15 protein-coding genes are annotated in these 16233 nt (G+C 45.5%); 7 read left to right on the plus strand and 8 right to left on the minus strand.

Features of this window, described 5'->3' with window-relative positions; translation table 11 throughout:
- The first annotated feature begins 246 nt into the window (after window positions 1-246).
- Together NIES208_RS10295 and folE are read left to right on the plus strand one after the other, a co-directional pair.
- Window positions 247-975, plus strand: coding sequence for an SDR family oxidoreductase (locus NIES208_RS10295; protein WP_075892409.1), 729 nt, complete (start codon window positions 247-249; stop codon window positions 973-975).
- 64 nt (window positions 976-1039) lie between these two features.
- Complete coding sequence (gene folE / locus NIES208_RS10300) at window positions 1040-1759, plus strand: GTP cyclohydrolase I FolE (RefSeq protein ID WP_075892411.1); 720 nt, start codon at window positions 1040-1042, stop codon at window positions 1757-1759.
- 530 nt (window positions 1760-2289) lie between these two features.
- Here folE and NIES208_RS10305 read toward each other — a convergent pair.
- The 4 genes from NIES208_RS10305 to NIES208_RS10320 form a co-directional block, all read right to left on the minus strand.
- Window positions 2290-3102 carry a TPM domain-containing protein gene (locus tag NIES208_RS10305; RefSeq protein ID WP_075892413.1) on the minus strand — a complete coding sequence of 271 codons (813 nt, stop codon included), beginning with the start codon at window positions 3100-3102 and terminating at the stop codon, window positions 2290-2292.
- Window positions 3103-3266: 164 nt separating this feature from the next.
- Window positions 3267-4073 carry an aminotransferase class IV gene (locus tag NIES208_RS10310; RefSeq protein ID WP_075892415.1) on the minus strand — a complete coding sequence of 269 codons (807 nt, stop codon included), beginning with the start codon at window positions 4071-4073 and terminating at the stop codon, window positions 3267-3269.
- 4 nt (window positions 4074-4077) lie between these two features.
- Window positions 4078-4641, minus strand: coding sequence for a cyclic nucleotide-binding domain-containing protein (locus NIES208_RS10315; protein ID WP_075892417.1), 564 nt, complete (start codon window positions 4639-4641; stop codon window positions 4078-4080).
- A 163-nt stretch (window positions 4642-4804) separates the two neighbouring features.
- The gene (locus tag NIES208_RS10320) at window positions 4805-5068 is read right to left on the minus strand and encodes a DUF3146 family protein (RefSeq protein ID WP_075892442.1); all 264 of its coding nucleotides are present in this window, start codon (window positions 5066-5068) and stop codon (window positions 4805-4807) included.
- A gap of 198 nt (window positions 5069-5266) precedes the next feature.
- Between NIES208_RS10320 and NIES208_RS10325 the strand changes: the two genes are divergently transcribed.
- Entirely contained in the window at window positions 5267-7024 is a 1758-nt protein-coding gene (locus NIES208_RS10325; protein ID WP_075892419.1) for an adenylate/guanylate cyclase domain-containing protein, read from the plus strand.
- A 116-nt stretch (window positions 7025-7140) separates the two neighbouring features.
- Here NIES208_RS10325 and NIES208_RS10330 read toward each other — a convergent pair whose 3' ends face one another.
- A complete protein-coding gene (locus NIES208_RS10330) occupies window positions 7141-8205 on the minus strand; it encodes an ABC transporter ATP-binding protein (protein WP_075892421.1) in 1065 nt (354 codons plus the stop codon).
- A 286-nt stretch (window positions 8206-8491) separates the two neighbouring features.
- On the opposite strand from NIES208_RS10330, the gene rsfS reads away from it, so the two are divergent.
- The 3 genes from rsfS (at window position 8492) to mnmG (ending at window position 12202) form a co-directional block, all read left to right on the plus strand.
- Complete coding sequence (rsfS, locus tag NIES208_RS10335) at window positions 8492-8875, plus strand: ribosome silencing factor (RefSeq protein WP_075892423.1); 384 nt, start codon at window positions 8492-8494, stop codon at window positions 8873-8875.
- Window positions 8876-9319: 444 nt separating this feature from the next.
- Window positions 9320-10099, plus strand: coding sequence for a pentapeptide repeat-containing protein (locus NIES208_RS10340; protein ID WP_075892426.1), 780 nt, complete (start codon window positions 9320-9322; stop codon window positions 10097-10099).
- A 198-nt stretch (window positions 10100-10297) separates the two neighbouring features.
- The gene (gene mnmG / locus NIES208_RS10345; protein ID WP_075892428.1) at window positions 10298-12202 is read left to right on the plus strand and encodes a tRNA uridine-5-carboxymethylaminomethyl(34) synthesis enzyme MnmG; all 1905 of its coding nucleotides are present in this window, start codon (window positions 10298-10300) and stop codon (window positions 12200-12202) included.
- A gap of 345 nt (window positions 12203-12547) precedes the next feature.
- Here the strand turns inward: mnmG and NIES208_RS10350 are convergent, their stop codons facing one another.
- On the minus strand, window positions 12548-13447 hold the full coding sequence (locus NIES208_RS10350; RefSeq protein ID WP_075892444.1) for a HEAT repeat domain-containing protein: 900 nt from the start codon (window positions 13445-13447) through the stop codon (window positions 12548-12550).
- Between the two features lie 141 nt (window positions 13448-13588).
- A complete protein-coding gene (locus NIES208_RS10355; RefSeq protein WP_075892430.1) occupies window positions 13589-13804 on the minus strand; it encodes a hypothetical protein in 216 nt (71 codons plus the stop codon).
- A 243-nt stretch (window positions 13805-14047) separates the two neighbouring features.
- On the opposite strand from NIES208_RS10355, the gene NIES208_RS10360 reads away from it, so the two are divergent.
- On the plus strand, window positions 14048-15331 hold the full coding sequence (locus NIES208_RS10360; protein WP_075892432.1) for a HEAT repeat domain-containing protein: 1284 nt from the start codon (window positions 14048-14050) through the stop codon (window positions 15329-15331).
- Here NIES208_RS10360 and NIES208_RS10365 read toward each other — a convergent pair.
- A complete protein-coding gene (locus NIES208_RS10365; protein WP_075892434.1) occupies window positions 15321-16052 on the minus strand; it encodes a DUF4230 domain-containing protein in 732 nt (243 codons plus the stop codon). The genes NIES208_RS10360 and NIES208_RS10365 overlap by 11 nt on opposite strands.
- Window positions 16053-16233: the final 181 nt, after the last annotated feature.

Consider the following 16233-nt stretch of genomic DNA (forward strand, 5'->3'; position numbering starts at 1 on the left):
GTTTGGTAACATTCTGTAATATTCTTCATGCTTTGCTAGGGCATTAACATCCAAAGTACTAAGGTGGTAAAGCGGTACAAGTAATCGAAGCTTGCTTTAACCAATCATTTACAAAATTTGTCCAAATTTAGTCCCCCTGACGGCAACCCCATGTGGGATTGCTCTTTTTGGTCGCGAATATTTTCTGGACGAACCCGAAATAGGCTGAAGAGATTTGGCGTCAATACAAAGTAATGTTTGATTCGTATGAATTTTTCTGCTGATAAAAAGCGAGCCATTGTGACAGGAGCCAATAGTGGTATCGGTAAAGCTACGGCCCTAAGCTTGGCGCAAGCTGGCATTGATTTGGCTTTGGTGGGGCGTTCGATTGACTGCCTCGAAGAGGTTGCTATTGCCGCCCAAGGGCAGGGTGTCGATGTGGAGACCTATGCCTTTGACCTATTGCAGCTTGCTCAAATCAGGGAAAAATTTGAGGCGATCGCCGCTGAATTGGGTCAAGTTGATGTTTTAATCAACAATGCTGGTATGGGTTATACCCATAGTCTTGAGCAGACCAGTTTGGCAGATTGGCAACAGGTTATTGATCTCAATCTCACCAGTTCTTTTCAGGTCACTTTGGGTGTTCTACCTCGAATGCGTCAGCAGCAGCAAGGACAGATTATTAATGTTTCTTCCACTGCTGCGAAAACAGTGTTTCCTGAGTGGGGAGCCTATTGCGTTAGTAAAGCTGCGCTGAATGCACTATCCCCGGCGATCGCCGCCGAAGAATGTGCCAATGGCATTCGAGTGACCACAGTCATGCCCGGAGCTGTGAATACCCCGATTTGGGATACAGAAACCGTCGATGCCGACTTTGATCGTGCCATGATGCTCACTCCGGAAAATGTTGCAGAGACGATCCTTCAAATTGTGCAGCTACCCGCTAGCGCAAACATTGAAGAAATTGTAGTCACACCTAGTGCAGGAGCGTTGTAACTTACGTTACGGCCGACTATCCATCTGCACGAATTTATCTTTATCTCTAGTAAAAAAACACATTATGACGACATCTTCTATCAACGGTAACAACAGTAGTTCATCCTCCATCGCTACAGATGCTTTGGGTCGCGATTTGGCAGATATTGTCACTCGTCCAGACCGCAATAGCAATGATGGCAAAACGGCAAGTATTCGTCCTTCTAGTGACGAGAGCCAGAAAAAAATGATGGAAGCTGTCTATACAATGTTGGAATCTGTCGGCGAAGACCCTGAGCGTGAAGGTCTCCTGAAAACACCTAAGCGTGTTGCTAAGGCAATGGCGTTCTTGACCCAAGGCTATAACCAATCCCTTGAAGAGTTGGTTAATGGTGCGATCTTTGACGAAGGCCACAATGAGATGGTTTTAGTGCGCGACATTGATTTTTTCAGTCTCTGCGAACATCATATGTTGCCGTTTATGGGTCGTGCCCATGTCGCTTATATTCCTAACCAAAAAGTTGTGGGTCTCAGTAAGTTAGCTCGTATTGTTGAGATGTATTCTCGCCGTTTGCAGGTTCAGGAGCGTTTGACTCGTCAAATTGCTGAGGCTGTAGAGGAGATTCTCGAACCCCGAGGTGTTGCTGTTGTTATGGAAGGGATGCATATGTGTATGTCTATGCGTGGTGTGCAGAAGCCCGGTTCTTGGACTGTAACGAGTGCCATGATTGGCTCTTTTCAGGATGAACAAAAGACCCGTGAGGAATTTCTTAATTTGATTCGTCACCAACCGAGTTTTATGTAAGGTCTGATGGCTAAAAATTTGGATTTTTAGAGCGTTTTTTCAGGGAATTCTTTAATAATTTTTGAGGCAGCTTTGTGGCTGTCTTTTTTTATTGCTGATTTTGTCCCCACGAATTATGTTGGGCTTTAGGGTGAGGAGTTTAGTTCGGGTCTTCAAAAAAAAGTGTAGGCGATCGCCTGATGTTCAGGGCAAGCCTGATCCATAACTCAACGTGAGTTAAATCCACAATCTTTTTATAGCAAGCTTTCTAGCCATTTAGTCTTTTTTTGTGATCTGGTAGGAATTCTCAATAACTTTAGCTTATCGCTAATAAAATCGCTGGAAGCCTATAGCTTCGTTTTCGTTATTTTTTGACCGTGTGGATTAGTGGAATGTCGGTTTGAACCCTAAGGTCTTTGGATTTATCTTGGGATTCTTGGCTGTAGTTTCTGTTTCGTGATGGGGAGCGGTCACAAAAAAATCCCTTGCGGCGATCGCCAACAGGGGAAAATGGAGTTACAAATTTATTAAAGTGATGTATTTCTGGATGTTTAAGATTCAGACTCGGAAGTATTTGCTTGATTAAACATAGGTGCAATAAATGCGACTAAACCACCCATCAAAAAACCCATAACATTACGGAAAAGAGGTAACCATTCGGAAGTACGGGTGACGACAGGGCCGACACCAAAGGCGAGGAATAGGATGCCCCAGAGTGGTGAGAGAATTAACGCCCATTGCCATGCAAAAACTTGGTCGTCATTACGGGGAACAGCGGCAAATCCACAAATTACACCGCCAAGGATTGAGCTAATTAAAGTTAAAATCCACTGTTCTCTGGGTAGACCGGGTACAACGATACAACCTCCTTCTCTGGTTAAACAGGTTTTTGCTGTTTCTAAGGCTTCGGCGATCGCCATATTTTCGCCATGGTCACGCACATAGTACATATTGCCAAAGCGGGTTTGTAGCTCAATCCAGAAGGTACGAGGCATCAATTCATAAACGTCGTCACCGATACTGAAAGCGAGAAGATTGCCGCCGCGACCATCCGCAACCAATAAAATACTTTTATCATCTAATCCCCAATACTCTTTGACTGCACGACCTGGTGAACGCTCAAATTGAGTGAGAACGCGCATTTTCCAGCCTGTTTGTTCTTCAAAATCCAAGAGATCTTCGACGATATTTTCTTCTTGGAGCTGAGGGAGGAAGTTTGCTAAGTCAACAACGGGAGTCTCATAATCTGGCAGCAGCTCTGGATTATTAACGGCTTGGGCAGGGGTGGCGATCGCCCAGACCACTACCGCAAAGCAGACAGCGAAAAGATTGCGGAGCCATTTACGGGGGAAAAGATGATTCATAGGGTTTGGTTAATCTTGTTTAGTCAGCGGCTTTATCCATCTAATTATGAAAATCGATGGCGAGTTTATTACAGGTTGTTACTTTATCTTAAGTATTTTAAGGTTTTTCTCGCGTTTTTTCGAGGTATTTTGTCCGTCATTTTCCCAGACCCTAGGGGGTGAGGCTAAAGACTCTTACTGTAACCGCTGAGTTTTTGTAGGGCACGGACGGCGGCATGGTCAGGGTCGCACACATATGGCAGGCTTGAGTTTTTGATATTCGTCAGGGGAATTACACCGACAACGCTATTGCTGTAGGCGATCGCCTCAAACTGTTTTAGGTGCTCACTTGTCCAGGGGATTTCGACAATGGATTGGCCAGTGTGCTGCAATTGACTCATGAGATGGGCACGCATTACGCCCGGTAAAAGCCCTTGGGCTGGCGGAGTACACCATTGTTCGCCGTCAAATCCCCATAGGTTTCCTGTGGCTGTTTCGAGCCAATCGCCATGGACACCGATTAAAATTGCTTCGCCTGCCCCTTGGGCGATCGCCCCTTGTAGTGCCTGCCATGCACCAAGATAATTTCCGGTTTTAAAATCCGCCAAAGACCTTCGATAAATGCCATCTGCGGCCAGCCAAGCCTGAATGCCCCGTTGCTGTTTTGTCACCAACTCGGTGGGTAACTGTCGCCCAATGATAAGTTCACGGCCATCGTGCAAAAGGGTAATACGAACAACTGGGTAAAACTCCGCAACCTTTGTCGCACCCATTTTAATGGCTTGCCAGTTTGGCTGTGGCCAATTTAATTGTTTGATCGTGTTGTGCAGGCGATCGCAGTGGGCTGGCCAATGGGAGAGGGGACTCTGTAGATCCCCCTCAAAGACCCGAAGGGTCGTAAAAATTGTTGCACCAAATAAAAAGCTTGGGTCAGTGACCGAAAGCGTCAGATCTGTCCCCTCAAACCAATGGCCTGCAAACCAATAGCCCATGACCTTAAGGTGCTTGCTCCACAGTTGTTTGGGATTTTACCCGCCGCAAAAGCCAGTCAAAACGAGTAGAGGCTAATTCAAAATTTTCGATGGCACTGTTGGGGAGTTCGTCGGCACTAAAGCTCTGGTTAAAGACAAAATCTTTATCCTGACCAAGGGTGCTCACGGTATTGCGTAGACGATGGGCTAAAAATGTGGCGATCGCCCGATAAAACCGAGCCGAAAACCCAATATCCTGCTGGAGGCGTAGGGAAATTTTTGGACGAGGGATCGACAAAATCAAACATTCTTCGAGGGTCTCAATACTCGCAGTGGGCAGATCATTATCCATAAAAGATAACTCTCCAAAAATTTCACCACTCGTTAAAACCGCGATTTCACGGATCCTATCCAAAGTGCAAATGGAAACCGATACCGAACCCTCAAGGAGAATATAGAGATTTTCTAAGGGCTGATTTTCCGTCACCAATGAAGTTGTTGGCGGAATCCGTGCTACCTGTCCAGCTGTAATTAGCCAATCAATATCATCATCATTAAGCTCTCCGAACAGAAATAACACCTTCTGCATAATGAGTTTCCCTAGCACTAATGGCTCTTCCTACAGCTAGTTTATCTTGGATACATGGGCGACCCCCTTTAATCTGGATAAGGGAATTCGTTAATCTGCAAGATACTCCCTTAGATTGTCATGAGCTGTCACCAAAACCTTTTCATAACAGGAAAAATGAGCCCTACAGTCGAGTGCGCAACATAAATTGATAGTCGCCTCCCGGTTCTAGGTGATAGTCGCTGTGCTCCAGGAAGCGCCCTAAAGGCTCAAAAATCAGTGCCCGTCCAAGGGAGGGATGAACGCGCAATTTCCCCTGGCGAAAATGCCACTGGAAACTCCATTCATAGGAACCAGCACGAACTTCTCCAAGGATTTTTCCTTGCTGCCAAGATTGTTGCAGGATACGGACATGGGCGGTTGTTTCGGGTAACACTGGGGCTTTCAATGGCTCCGTTACATTGAGCAATAATGTGTATTGTGAATGTTTTGCTTGGAATTTGCCTACCCTTGACTAAGTTTTCATGACAAATTGCTCTGGATAACGGGCGATCGCCAAGATTGAAAAGTAAAGTTAGCATAGGGACAATTTCCCAGATCGTTTGCTCTTTTTGCCCATACTCACCCCTCACCTTCAGCATCTGCTATGCGTCTTCGTCAGAAAACATTACTTCTCATTAGTACTTTGCTTGTCAGCCTAATTGGGGTGCTCTATGGGAGTCTTTCCGCGATCCTGGGGGGGAGTTTTGCGGAGCTAGAAGCGAAAGATACGGAGCGGAATGTACAGCGGGTGAAGGAAGCCCTCTTTGAAGAGATTGAGCAGTTGAGTGTTTCTGTATATGACTATGCTGCTTGGGATGACACCTATGACTATGCCGTTGGTGAAAATCCTGAATATCCTGAGGTCAATTTAATTGAAGAGTCCTTTGCGGGTCTAAAAATTAATGCGATCGCCCTCTTGGATAACGACGCAAATATTATTTTTGGGACAGGTTTTGACCGCGAAACAGAAGAAAAAGTTGATCTACCGCCCGGACTAATCAACCAATTTGAGCAGGGCAATCCCCTTGTTACCCATGTCGATGAGGAAAGCGAAACGACGGGCATTTTAATGCTGAGAGATAAAGCGATTTTATTAGCGTCGCAGCCAATCTTAACCAGTGAAGGAACTGGGCCGAGTCGCGGCACATTTTTGCTGGGGAGATTTCTCGACGGCGATCGCATTGAAGCATTATCAACTCGCACCAAACTCGATCTAAAGTTTTATCCTCTCAAGGAAGCCTTAGCCGATGATGCCCTATCCCAAATCGCGAATAAACTTCAGGCTCCCGACGCGGTGCCCATGGAAATTCGTCCGGTTGATGGCGATATCATCCATGGCTATGGTCTAATTCATGATCTTAATGACCAGCCAGCATTGCTACTTAAGGTGATTATTCCGCGGGATATTCACAAACAAGGCCAAAAGAGTCTTTTTTATTTGGTGGTGTCCTTGAGTAGTGTGGGCATTATCTTTGGGGTCGTTATTATGGTGCTCCTAGAAAAATTTGTTCTCAAGCGAGTCACGAGCCTCAGTGCAGAGGTCGAAACCATCGGCACTCAAAATAACTTAGCTTTAAGGGTGAAAGAGTCTGGTCAAGATGAAATTAGTGCTTTAGCCAACAGTATCAACAGCATGCTGGAACAAATTGAGGTGGGAGCAAAACAGCTTGCCGTTGAACAAGAAAAGGCAGAACGACTACTCCTCAACATTTTGCCTGAGCCGATCGCCGAACAACTCAAACAAAGCCAAGATGCGATCGCCGAACATTTTGACGAAGTAACAATTTTATTTGCAGACATCGTTGGATTTACACCCCTATCGGCGAAATTAGGGCCGATTGAACTGGTTAATCTTCTGAATCGGGTATTTTCAACCTTTGATCACTATGCAGAACGCCTAGGCCTCGAAAAAATCAAAACCATTGGTGATGCCTATATGGTGGCAGCAGGATTGCCCCTGCCCCGCCGTGACCACGCCGAGGCGATCGCCGAGATGGCTTTAGCGATGCAACAGGCTGTGACTGAACTACAAAACGAACTAGACGAAGATGTCAAAATTCGCATAGGTATCAACACTGGCGTCGTCGTCGCCGGGGTGATTGGCACCAGAAAATTCATCTATGACCTTTGGGGCGATTCAGTTAATGTGGCGAGTCGCATGGAATCTTCCGGCGAACCGGGTAGCATCCAAGTAACCGCTTCAACCTATGAGCTATTACGCAAAAAATATGTCCTAAAACACCGCGGCAAAGTCGCCATTAAAGGCAAAGGTGAAATGGATACCTATTGGCTCCTCGGTCGTAAACGCCAAACGAAAGCGCGGGTAAGGGTGAAAGCAGGGCTGGCAGCAACAAGACGCTAAAAATTTAGAGAATCATGATTAATATAGTTCAATCTTTTTTTCCACCAGAACTATAAGAAATTAAATGGAAAAATTAAATTGAGCGAAACAACCCCCCTAGCCTTGGCGAGGAGCCGTTAGCTGGCGAGGAAAAAATGGGGCTGATTAGTTTGTACTTTTACCTCAACGCGGGAACCCACTGGCACCATTGTTTGAATACCTGTGCGAGCGTGGAGATATTTGCCCGAATCCGTCTGGAGACAATAACGATATTCTCGACCTAAAAACTGGCGCTCACGCACCACAACCGGAGCTTCCGCTTGGGGAATTAATTCTAGTTCTTCCTCGCGCACCATTAGCTCACCTTCAGCAATATCGACTGGGGTAATCGCTGCAACTCGAAATTTACCAATTTCCGTTTCCCAAGTGTCGCCACTAATTTTGGCGGGAAGAAAATTCGCCTGGGTCACAAATTCGGCGACAAAGCGAGAGGATGGATTGGTATAAATTTCTTCTGGTGTACCGAACTGCTCCATTTTCCCGGCTCGCATCACTGCAATGCGATCTGATATTGCTAAAGCTTCTTCTTGGTCATGGGTCACAAAAATGGCAGAAATGCCTGCTGCTTTGATGATCTGGCGGATTTCTTGGCGCAGATGATGGCGGACTTGGACATCTAGGTTGCTTAGGGGTTCGTCTAGCAAAATAAGGGCGGGACGAGGGGCAAGGGCACGGGCAAGGGCGATGCGCTGTTGCTGGCCACCGGAAAGCTCGTGGGGATAACGGTGTTCTAAACCTGTTAGGCCGACTAAGGTCAAAGTCTCTTGAATCCGTTTCTTGATGGCTTGTTTGGATAATTTTTTGTTGCGGTGGCGCAGGCCAAAGGCAATATTGTCGGCGATCGTAAAGTGGGGAAACAACGCATAGTCCTGAAAAACCATGCCTGTGTTGCGTTGTTCTGGCGGAATATTTCGTTCTGGGGTGCTGACAATGTCTGAGTTTAGGGTGATGTGTCCACTGGTGGGGGCTTCGAATCCAGCAATTAATCTTAGTAGTGTTGTTTTGCCGCAGCCGGAAGGGCCTAATAAACCTAGAATTTCTCCCTGTTGCAGTTGAAAGTTGATGTGACTCAGTGCGGGTATCTCATTTGTCGCAAAAACTTTGCAAAGTTCTTTAATCTGCAGGATGGGAGCTGGGTTCATAGTACGTGGTCTTTCAGTCTACTAAGGTGATGGGCTGCGATCGCCAACTCGAATATTAGCAGGGCAGCAAATAAGAATCATTCTCAACAGCTGCATCTTAGCATAAGTCAACTTCTCTACGGAAATTTTGGAAAATTTACTTTGTCTTAATTTTTTGGGCAAGAACAAATTGTGATTTGAGACGATCTAGGGGGGACGGCGATCGCCAACTTTGGTGTGTTTCCCGAAAAATTACGAGGTAAGCTAGAAATGTAAAATAGAGAACTCAAAAAATCACACAACATTAATGAATCTACCGAAAAATCTTGAGGCACTAGAGAGCGGGCGTTTAGCGTGGAGTATTGCTGAGGCGGCGGATGACCGAAAAGCGGAAAATATCGTCCTGTTAAAAGTTAATGAAGTGTCCTATTTGGCGGATTTTTTTGTCGTGGCGACGGGCTTTTCTCGTACCCAAGTGCGGGCGATCGCCGATGCCATTGAAGACAAACTAGAAAAAGAATTTGAGAGAGTTCCCCTCAGAAAAGAAGGCCATAACGATGGCACTTGGGTATTGCAAGATTATGGTGAAGTGATTGTCCATGTTTTTCTCCCCCAGGAGCGGGAGTTTTATAATCTCGAAGCATTTTGGGGACATGCTGAAACCATTGAGTATCAGCCCGTTTCTCCCTAACTGTTCTGTAACGATTCGTTTCACGAAAGACTCATTTTCAAGATGCTTTCTGTAGCTTTAAATAATCACAAAACCCCTAGGGGTAGAGCGTTTCCTAAATATCAGGGAACGTTTTTTTATGAGTAAGAGTTTATAAAACTTGATAATTTGTCTTCGGACAAGTATTTGAAACAATCCAGAAATCCTTTGTTATGGACGAAAAGTCCTTTCATATAGAGAAAAAACGCATTACTTTAGAAAAGCGTCAATAAAAATACGTCAATTTACGCAAGAAAAACTTTAGTGAACTTTTTTGGCGATCGCCATCATTTATACCGCTTAATATTTTTTTAAGATATACAATCAAAAGTGGAAAAGGGCAAAAAATAACGATGTCAAACCGAGGCATTTACCTTGGGCAACATCGACCGTCACATACTGCCGTGCGGGGAGTGAGAAGGGTTTATGAAAGTTCAACAATTACTAAGGGCCTACGAGCATGGCGAGCGAGATTTTTCTGGCATCAACTTGCAGGGCGAAGACCTCAGCGGTGAGACCCTCGTTGGTGTTGACTTTCGTGGTGCGAACTTGATCGGCACTAACCTGAAGCGTACCTTTTTGATCCGGGCGAATCTTTCTGGCGCATTAATGAATTGGGCAAATTTGTCCCATGCCAAATTAAATGATGCAAAGTTTGCAGATACGGATCTCACAAAAGCAGATCTGCAAGGCGCTTTTATGGTGAATACCAAATTTCCTAGGGGACGTTTGTGCGGTGCTAAGTTAAATCATGCGAACTCTCGCGGTGCAAACTTTTGGGGCGCGAATCTTTGTGGCAGTGATTTGGTGGGGATTAATTTAAGGCAGTCTAATCTCAATGGTGCCAATCTGAAGTGGACGAACTGCAAAGAGGCTCGCTTTAGCCATGCCAAACTTTATGGCGCTTCTTTGCAAGATTCTGATTTTAGTTGTGCGTTTTTAAGGGACGTTAATTTTGAGGGCATGGATTTAGAAGGGCTAAATTTTTCTGAGGCGACAATTCAGGGCACAAGCTTTATCAATGCGAATCTTCGTCACTGCAATTTTAGTGAGGCCTATATTTGTCAGTCTTACTTCAATCAAGCAGATATTCGTTATGCGAATTTTTCTGATGCAAGGCTTGAAGAGGTGGAATTTGATGGGACGCTAATAGAAAAGACAAATTTCGTCAATACAAATTTCACCCCTAGTTCTGATATTGCCTAGGTTGAGGCTTTGTCTAGGGAAACTGCCATAGGTGAACTTATAGGCAAACCATCGGCGAAAAATTCCCGGAGAGAGGAGTCTATGGGGCGATCGCCGGGCATTTTTTTGTGGGGAAATTAGCGAGTAGATAGAGAATAAACAAGTTAAGATTAGGGACTGAGCCACAATACTAATCATTGCAACCACAACCATTTCGCCATGCTGAGAACCCCCGTCGATTTTCAAGATGAATTTGATGTGATCGTCATTGGTGCAGGACATTCTGGCTGCGAAGCCGCATTAGCCGCCGCTCGTTTGGGATGCCGTACTTTAATGCTGACCCTCAATCTCGACAAGATCGCCTGGCAACCCTGTAACCCTGCGGTAGGCGGCCCAGCAAAATCTCAGCTCACCCATGAAGTCGATGCCCTCGGTGGCGAAATCGGCAAAATGGCAGACCGCACCTATCTTCAAAAACGGGTTCTCAACTCCTCGCGAGGGCCTGCAGTATGGGCATTACGGGCGCAAACGGATAAGCGAGAATATGCGGCGGTAATGAAAAATATCGTCGAAAATCAAGAAAATCTCGTGATCCGCGAAGGTATGGCTACGGATCTCGTGCTCGGCAATAATGACGAAATTTGTGGTGTCCAAACCTACTTTGGCACTTGTTTTGGCGCTAAAGCCGTTGTGTTGACCACGGGCACATTTCTCGGTGGCACAATTTGGATTGGCAATAAATCTATGCCTGCCGGACGCGCAGGAGAATTTGCGGCTGTCGGCATGACCGAAACCTTAAACGAATTAGGTTTTGAAACGGGTCGCCTGAAAACGGGTACTCCAGCGCGGGTTGATAAACGCTCCGTTGATTACAGCAAAATGGAGGAGCAGCCAGCCGATGAAGAAATTCGGTGGTTTAGCTTTGACCCAGAGGCTTGGGTTGAACGGGAGCAAATGCCTTGTTATTTGACGCGTACGACTCAGAAAACTCACCAAATCATTAAAGACAATCTCCACCTGTCGCCTATTTACGGTGGGTTTATCGATTCCAAAGGCCCCCGCTACTGCCCCAGCATTGAAGACAAGATTGTTCGTTTTGCGGATAAAGACTCCCACCAAATTTTTATTGAGCCAGAAGGTCGCACCATTCCAGAGCTTTATATTCAGGGCTTTTCAACAGGTTTACCGGAAAACCTCCAACTGCAAATGCTGCAAAGTTTACCGGGCATGGAAAACTGTGTGATGCTGCGTCCTGCCTATGCGGTGGAATATGACTATTTGCCTGCGACTCAATGTTTCCCGACGTTGATGACTAAGAAAGTGGAAGGTCTATTTTCGGCGGGTCAAATTAATGGCACAACAGGTTATGAAGAAGCGGCGGCTCAAGGTCTTGTAGCGGGAGTGAATGCGGCAAAATTTGCTCAACAGAAGGAAATGGTGATTTTCCCACGGGAGCAAAGTTATCTCGGTACATTAATCGATGATCTTTGTACGAAGGATCTGCGGGAACCCTACCGGATGCTCACCTCGCGCTCGGAATATCGCTTAATTTTACGCTCTGATAATGCGGATCAGCGTTTAACTCCCCTTGGTCGTGAAATTGGTTTAATCGGCGATCGCCGCTGGAATTTGTACCAACAAAAGCAAGCCAATATCACTGCCGAAAAAGAACGTCTGCATAGCCAACGCGTTAAGCAGTTAGAAGAGTTGGGACAGCGTATCGCAGCGGAAACGGGCAATAAAATTAAAAGTTCTGTGACCCTAGCCGATTTATTGCGCCGTCCGAAGTTTCATTATGGGGATTTAGAGCACTATGGCCTTGGCGATGAAACCTTAACTCAGGCAGAAAAAGAAGGTGCAGAAATTGATATTAAATATTCTGGCTACATTAAGCGTCAGCAAAATCAAATTGACCAAGTGAGTCGCCATACAAATCGTAAATTACCGGAAACTCTGGATTATTTGACCGTTGAAACGCTTTCTATGGAAGCTCGTGAAAAACTAAATAAAGTTCGTCCCCTCACCATTGGTCAGGCTACGCGCATCGGTGGCGTGAATCCAGCGGATATTAATGCGCTTTTGGTTTTTCTAGAGGTACAAAATCGTCAAACAGTTAAATCCTAAAATGTAGGGTGCGTTAATGAAATGTAACGCGCCTTTTTCCTGAAAATTGCAATGATTATCCGTGCGTTACGCTCTGCTAACGCACGCTACAGGTCAATACCATTAGATATTTGACTGTGTGTATTACGCATCGCTAATCCACGCTATCAAATGTAGGGTTCGTTAATGAAATGTAACGCACTTTTTTATAGATTCTGATGTTGGTTTTGTGCGTTACGCCTCTCTGAGGTGTAGGGGCATGTTAATGAAATATAGTGCAATGCGCCCTTTTTGTAAGCGCTGATATTTAGTTTTGTGCGTTACGCTTCGCTAACGCACGCTACGTGTTTTGAGCTGATTTATGGTTTAGTCCCAATCATCGTCGTCTTCATCGAGCTGGCGCTCGAGTTGGGAGATTGCTAGGTTAAAAATGGGCTTGAGGGCTTCATTTAGCTCTTGTTTTGCAGCCGTTTGTAGTTGGGGAATAACGGATGTGTCTTTAATTTTCATTAAAGCTAATGCGGCTGATTTTCGGGTTTCGCTTTCGGGATGATCGAGTAGGGTTAAAAGTTTGGGGATGGCAGGTTTGTGGGCGAGATTTCCCAAAACTGCTGCTGTTTCGCATCGAACGGTTTCGCTGTCATCATCGAGAAACTTGACTAATGCTTCAAAGTCTTCGGCTTCGCCTTTGTCTGCCGCAATTTTGGCGATCGCCCCGACGATGGCACTACGGACAGATTCTGAGTCAGAATTAATTTCTTGGTAGAGATAGTCCTTCGCATCAGCACCGATAAACGCCAATGCCCATGCCGCATGACCCTTGGTGCTTTCAGAGGTTTCGGGGTCTTTGACGAATTTTAAAAGTTCTTGGGCTGCCGCCTCACCCATCCGCGCTAAAGCACCAATGGTGGAGCCTTTCACCACCGTATCATCATCATTGAGGTGGGCATAAACAAGAGATTCTACCGCTGAGGTATCGGCAATGAGGGTAATAGTTTTTGCACAAGCACGACGAACAACAACATTTTTATGATTCAGCAAGCCATCAATCAAAAAAGGTGTGGCAGGTTTACCCAACAGACCAATCGTTTCTGCCCCCGCCAATCTGGTTAAACCACGGGTATCGCCCATACATTCCACTAATTTTTTAATGCGATCGCCGTCACTGGTATCAAAGGTTTTTTCAACGGCCTCTTGACGGGCGATCGCCAGAAATTCATCTACTTCTGCTTCCGAAGCAAATAAAGTATCAATAGTTTCAGTCATGGATTTAGTGGAAAAGTAAAGAAACAAGCGCAACGATATCGCTACGCTTTTTTGGATTTATCGGAGATGATTTATTCCCAACAAATTAATCTGCTTTTTTTTGTAAACTAACTTAATAGTGATGCAAATAAAAGTTAACTATTAGTGAGTTGCAGCATGTTGTGTTTTTAAAGCTTCAAGGGCATTATCGATTTTCACGAGCTCAGGCTCAAGGACACCCATCATTTTTGATTTTTTAATCTTCGCTTTCTTGGCCGTATCGGTCATTTCTGTGACGAGACGTTCACGATACTGGGTGAGTTCTTCAATGGCTGCAGCAAGCTCTTCGGCGGAAGCTGGGGTCGTTTCTTGGGACATGGTAAAAATATTCCGTAAAAATTTAAAACAATATTTTAATAATTTAGATATTCTAATCAGCGACTGGCGAACATTGTCGTGATTTGCCCTATCTAGACTACCGATTTTTGTTCCTTGGTTGCCTGAACTTTGCAGATTGTAAAGCTGAATGTTGATTTTTGTATTTGTGCGAATCCCTCTGAGATAATGAAACCTCCCGTAAAAACTTTTTTAAAAATAGGCTTTATTTCTTAGGTTTCCGGTATGGATAAACGGTTTTCAAATATGTTTGGGTTGACGGAAGATCAGGCGATCGCCCTACTAGAAACCCCCCTTGAACAGCTCGCTGCCCCAACGGAACATTATGTGGCTGTTTCGACTTTGATTAATTTTCCGACGGAACGTTCTGTTAACGCTTTAATTGAGGTTTTAAGTAAATCTTCAGCGGAGCTCTATGACCGCATCACGCGCCGGAAAGCCTTGGAAAGTTTAGGTCGCCTCCAAGCGACTCGTGCTTTGGCCAATGTACGCCATTGCTTAGATGATGATGATCGTTATACCGTGGAAAATGCGGCCTGGGCGATCGGTGAAATTGGCACAACGGAAACGCAAATTTTAGAAGATATTACACGGTTGCTAGAACGGCCGGAGCAGAGCTATCGCACGATTATTCAAACCCTCGAAAAACTGAATTATGTGCCGGCGGTAGACCGAATCCGTCAGTTCGCTGACCATGAGGATAAAACCATAGCCAGTGCGGCGATCGCCACCATTTGTCGTCTCACAGAAAATTACGATGCCATTGGTAAGGTCTTAGAATTTCTTGAAGACGCTAGCGTTACGGTGCGGCGGTCTGCAATTCAGGACTTAATTACCGCCAAATATTATCAGGCTATAGGGGCGATCGCCCGGTGTCCCGTATCCTTGGTGTTTAGATTACGTGGCATTCGCCTACTGGCCAACGATGGTTTTACGGCGGGTGATTTGGCCTTTGCAGACATTGAGTCTGACCTAGATGCCGTGATTTTAGATCATCCTAAAACTTTAGAATTAGTCCATGAATATGATCAAAAGCCGACGTTAGATTTTGCGGTGCGGGAACTGTACCACACAGATTTTGGCCGTTGCTACCTTGCCATTAAAACCCTTGAGGAATTTTATCCGGAGGAAACGCCCGCCGCACTGTTTGAGACATGGAAAGAGGAAGCCCACAATGACTATGGCGCTCATTACCACGTCATTAAGCTATTCGGTTGGCTCAAGCATCAGCCCGCCTATGACTTGTTTGTGGAGGCCATTAATAATCGTGCTCCCCAATTTCAAAAATCCCGCGCAGCGGCGGCGATCGCCCTCAGTGAAATTGGTGACCAACGGGCCATTCCTCTCCTCAAAGAAAGCCTACAAACCGGAATTTTTGACTTGCAATATGCGTCTTTATTAGGACTAAAAAAATTGGGTGAAACGGTTCAATTAGACTGGCTACCCGAAAATGCCGATCCCCTGATTCGCGCGAAAGCTGCGGCGATCGCCCCAATATCTACTCCATAAAGTTGTCGGGTTCAGTTTTTATTTGATTACCACCACACACGGCTGGCTTTGTAGTTTCAATGTCAACGGTGGCAAAACCTGTGTTGCTGAGCAAACCGGCAAGGGCAACCTCTGCCTGTTCATTAGCCTGTCCAAAAATACCTTGGTTACAGGCATGAATAGCGAGACGATTTAGGGTATCACGCTGCGTAAATTCCAATAATTCTGGAATTTTATCGGGGCCAAGATTGAGAAAGCCACGGTCGTAGTCATAAATTCGCGAACGTTCAACGTCAATTTTTTTATCAAGGATTTTGGGTTCCGGCAATGTCACCACGAGGCGATCGCCGTCCGTTTTCACTGCATCATCAGTCAAGGTACTCAAATCAATACCCGCCCGCACCTCACCATAGGCAACATAAAGCAAGCGACTTTCTCCCACTACCAAATCCCCCAGCTGACGAGTCTGAGAAGCAGGCACAACTGTCTCCATTGCAAAGACCGTCGTTGTCAGTTCACTGACCCCACGAATTTGCTGAACAATTAGCGTTGGCGATTCGACCTCAGGCTCCTGAGTTTCAACCTTCAGCCAATTCCCCGCGTTCTGAAACCAACGCCAACTAAATTGCCCAAATTGGAAAAACGCGACAACTAATAAAATGGCAATGCCACTACTACCGAGTAGCAAAGTCGTTCGCAAAATATTAAACGGTAGATGAAGTAGAGACCGGCGATCGCGCATGATATTTGCTGCAACCCAAAAAAAACAGCTTCACCCATTGTAACGAGCTATTTTTGAAATTTTCTTGACACAGCCGATTACAATCAAGCCGAAAAAACTTGCTATTCCGTAGAGCCATAAATTACCTAACGTGAGTTTTGCTTAAGCATGCTCGGAAATACGACGCGGTGAATGGGAGAGC

This window comes from [Limnothrix rosea] IAM M-220 (assembly GCF_001904615.1).
Lineage (GTDB): Bacteria > Cyanobacteriota > Cyanobacteriia > Cyanobacteriales > MRBY01 > MRBY01.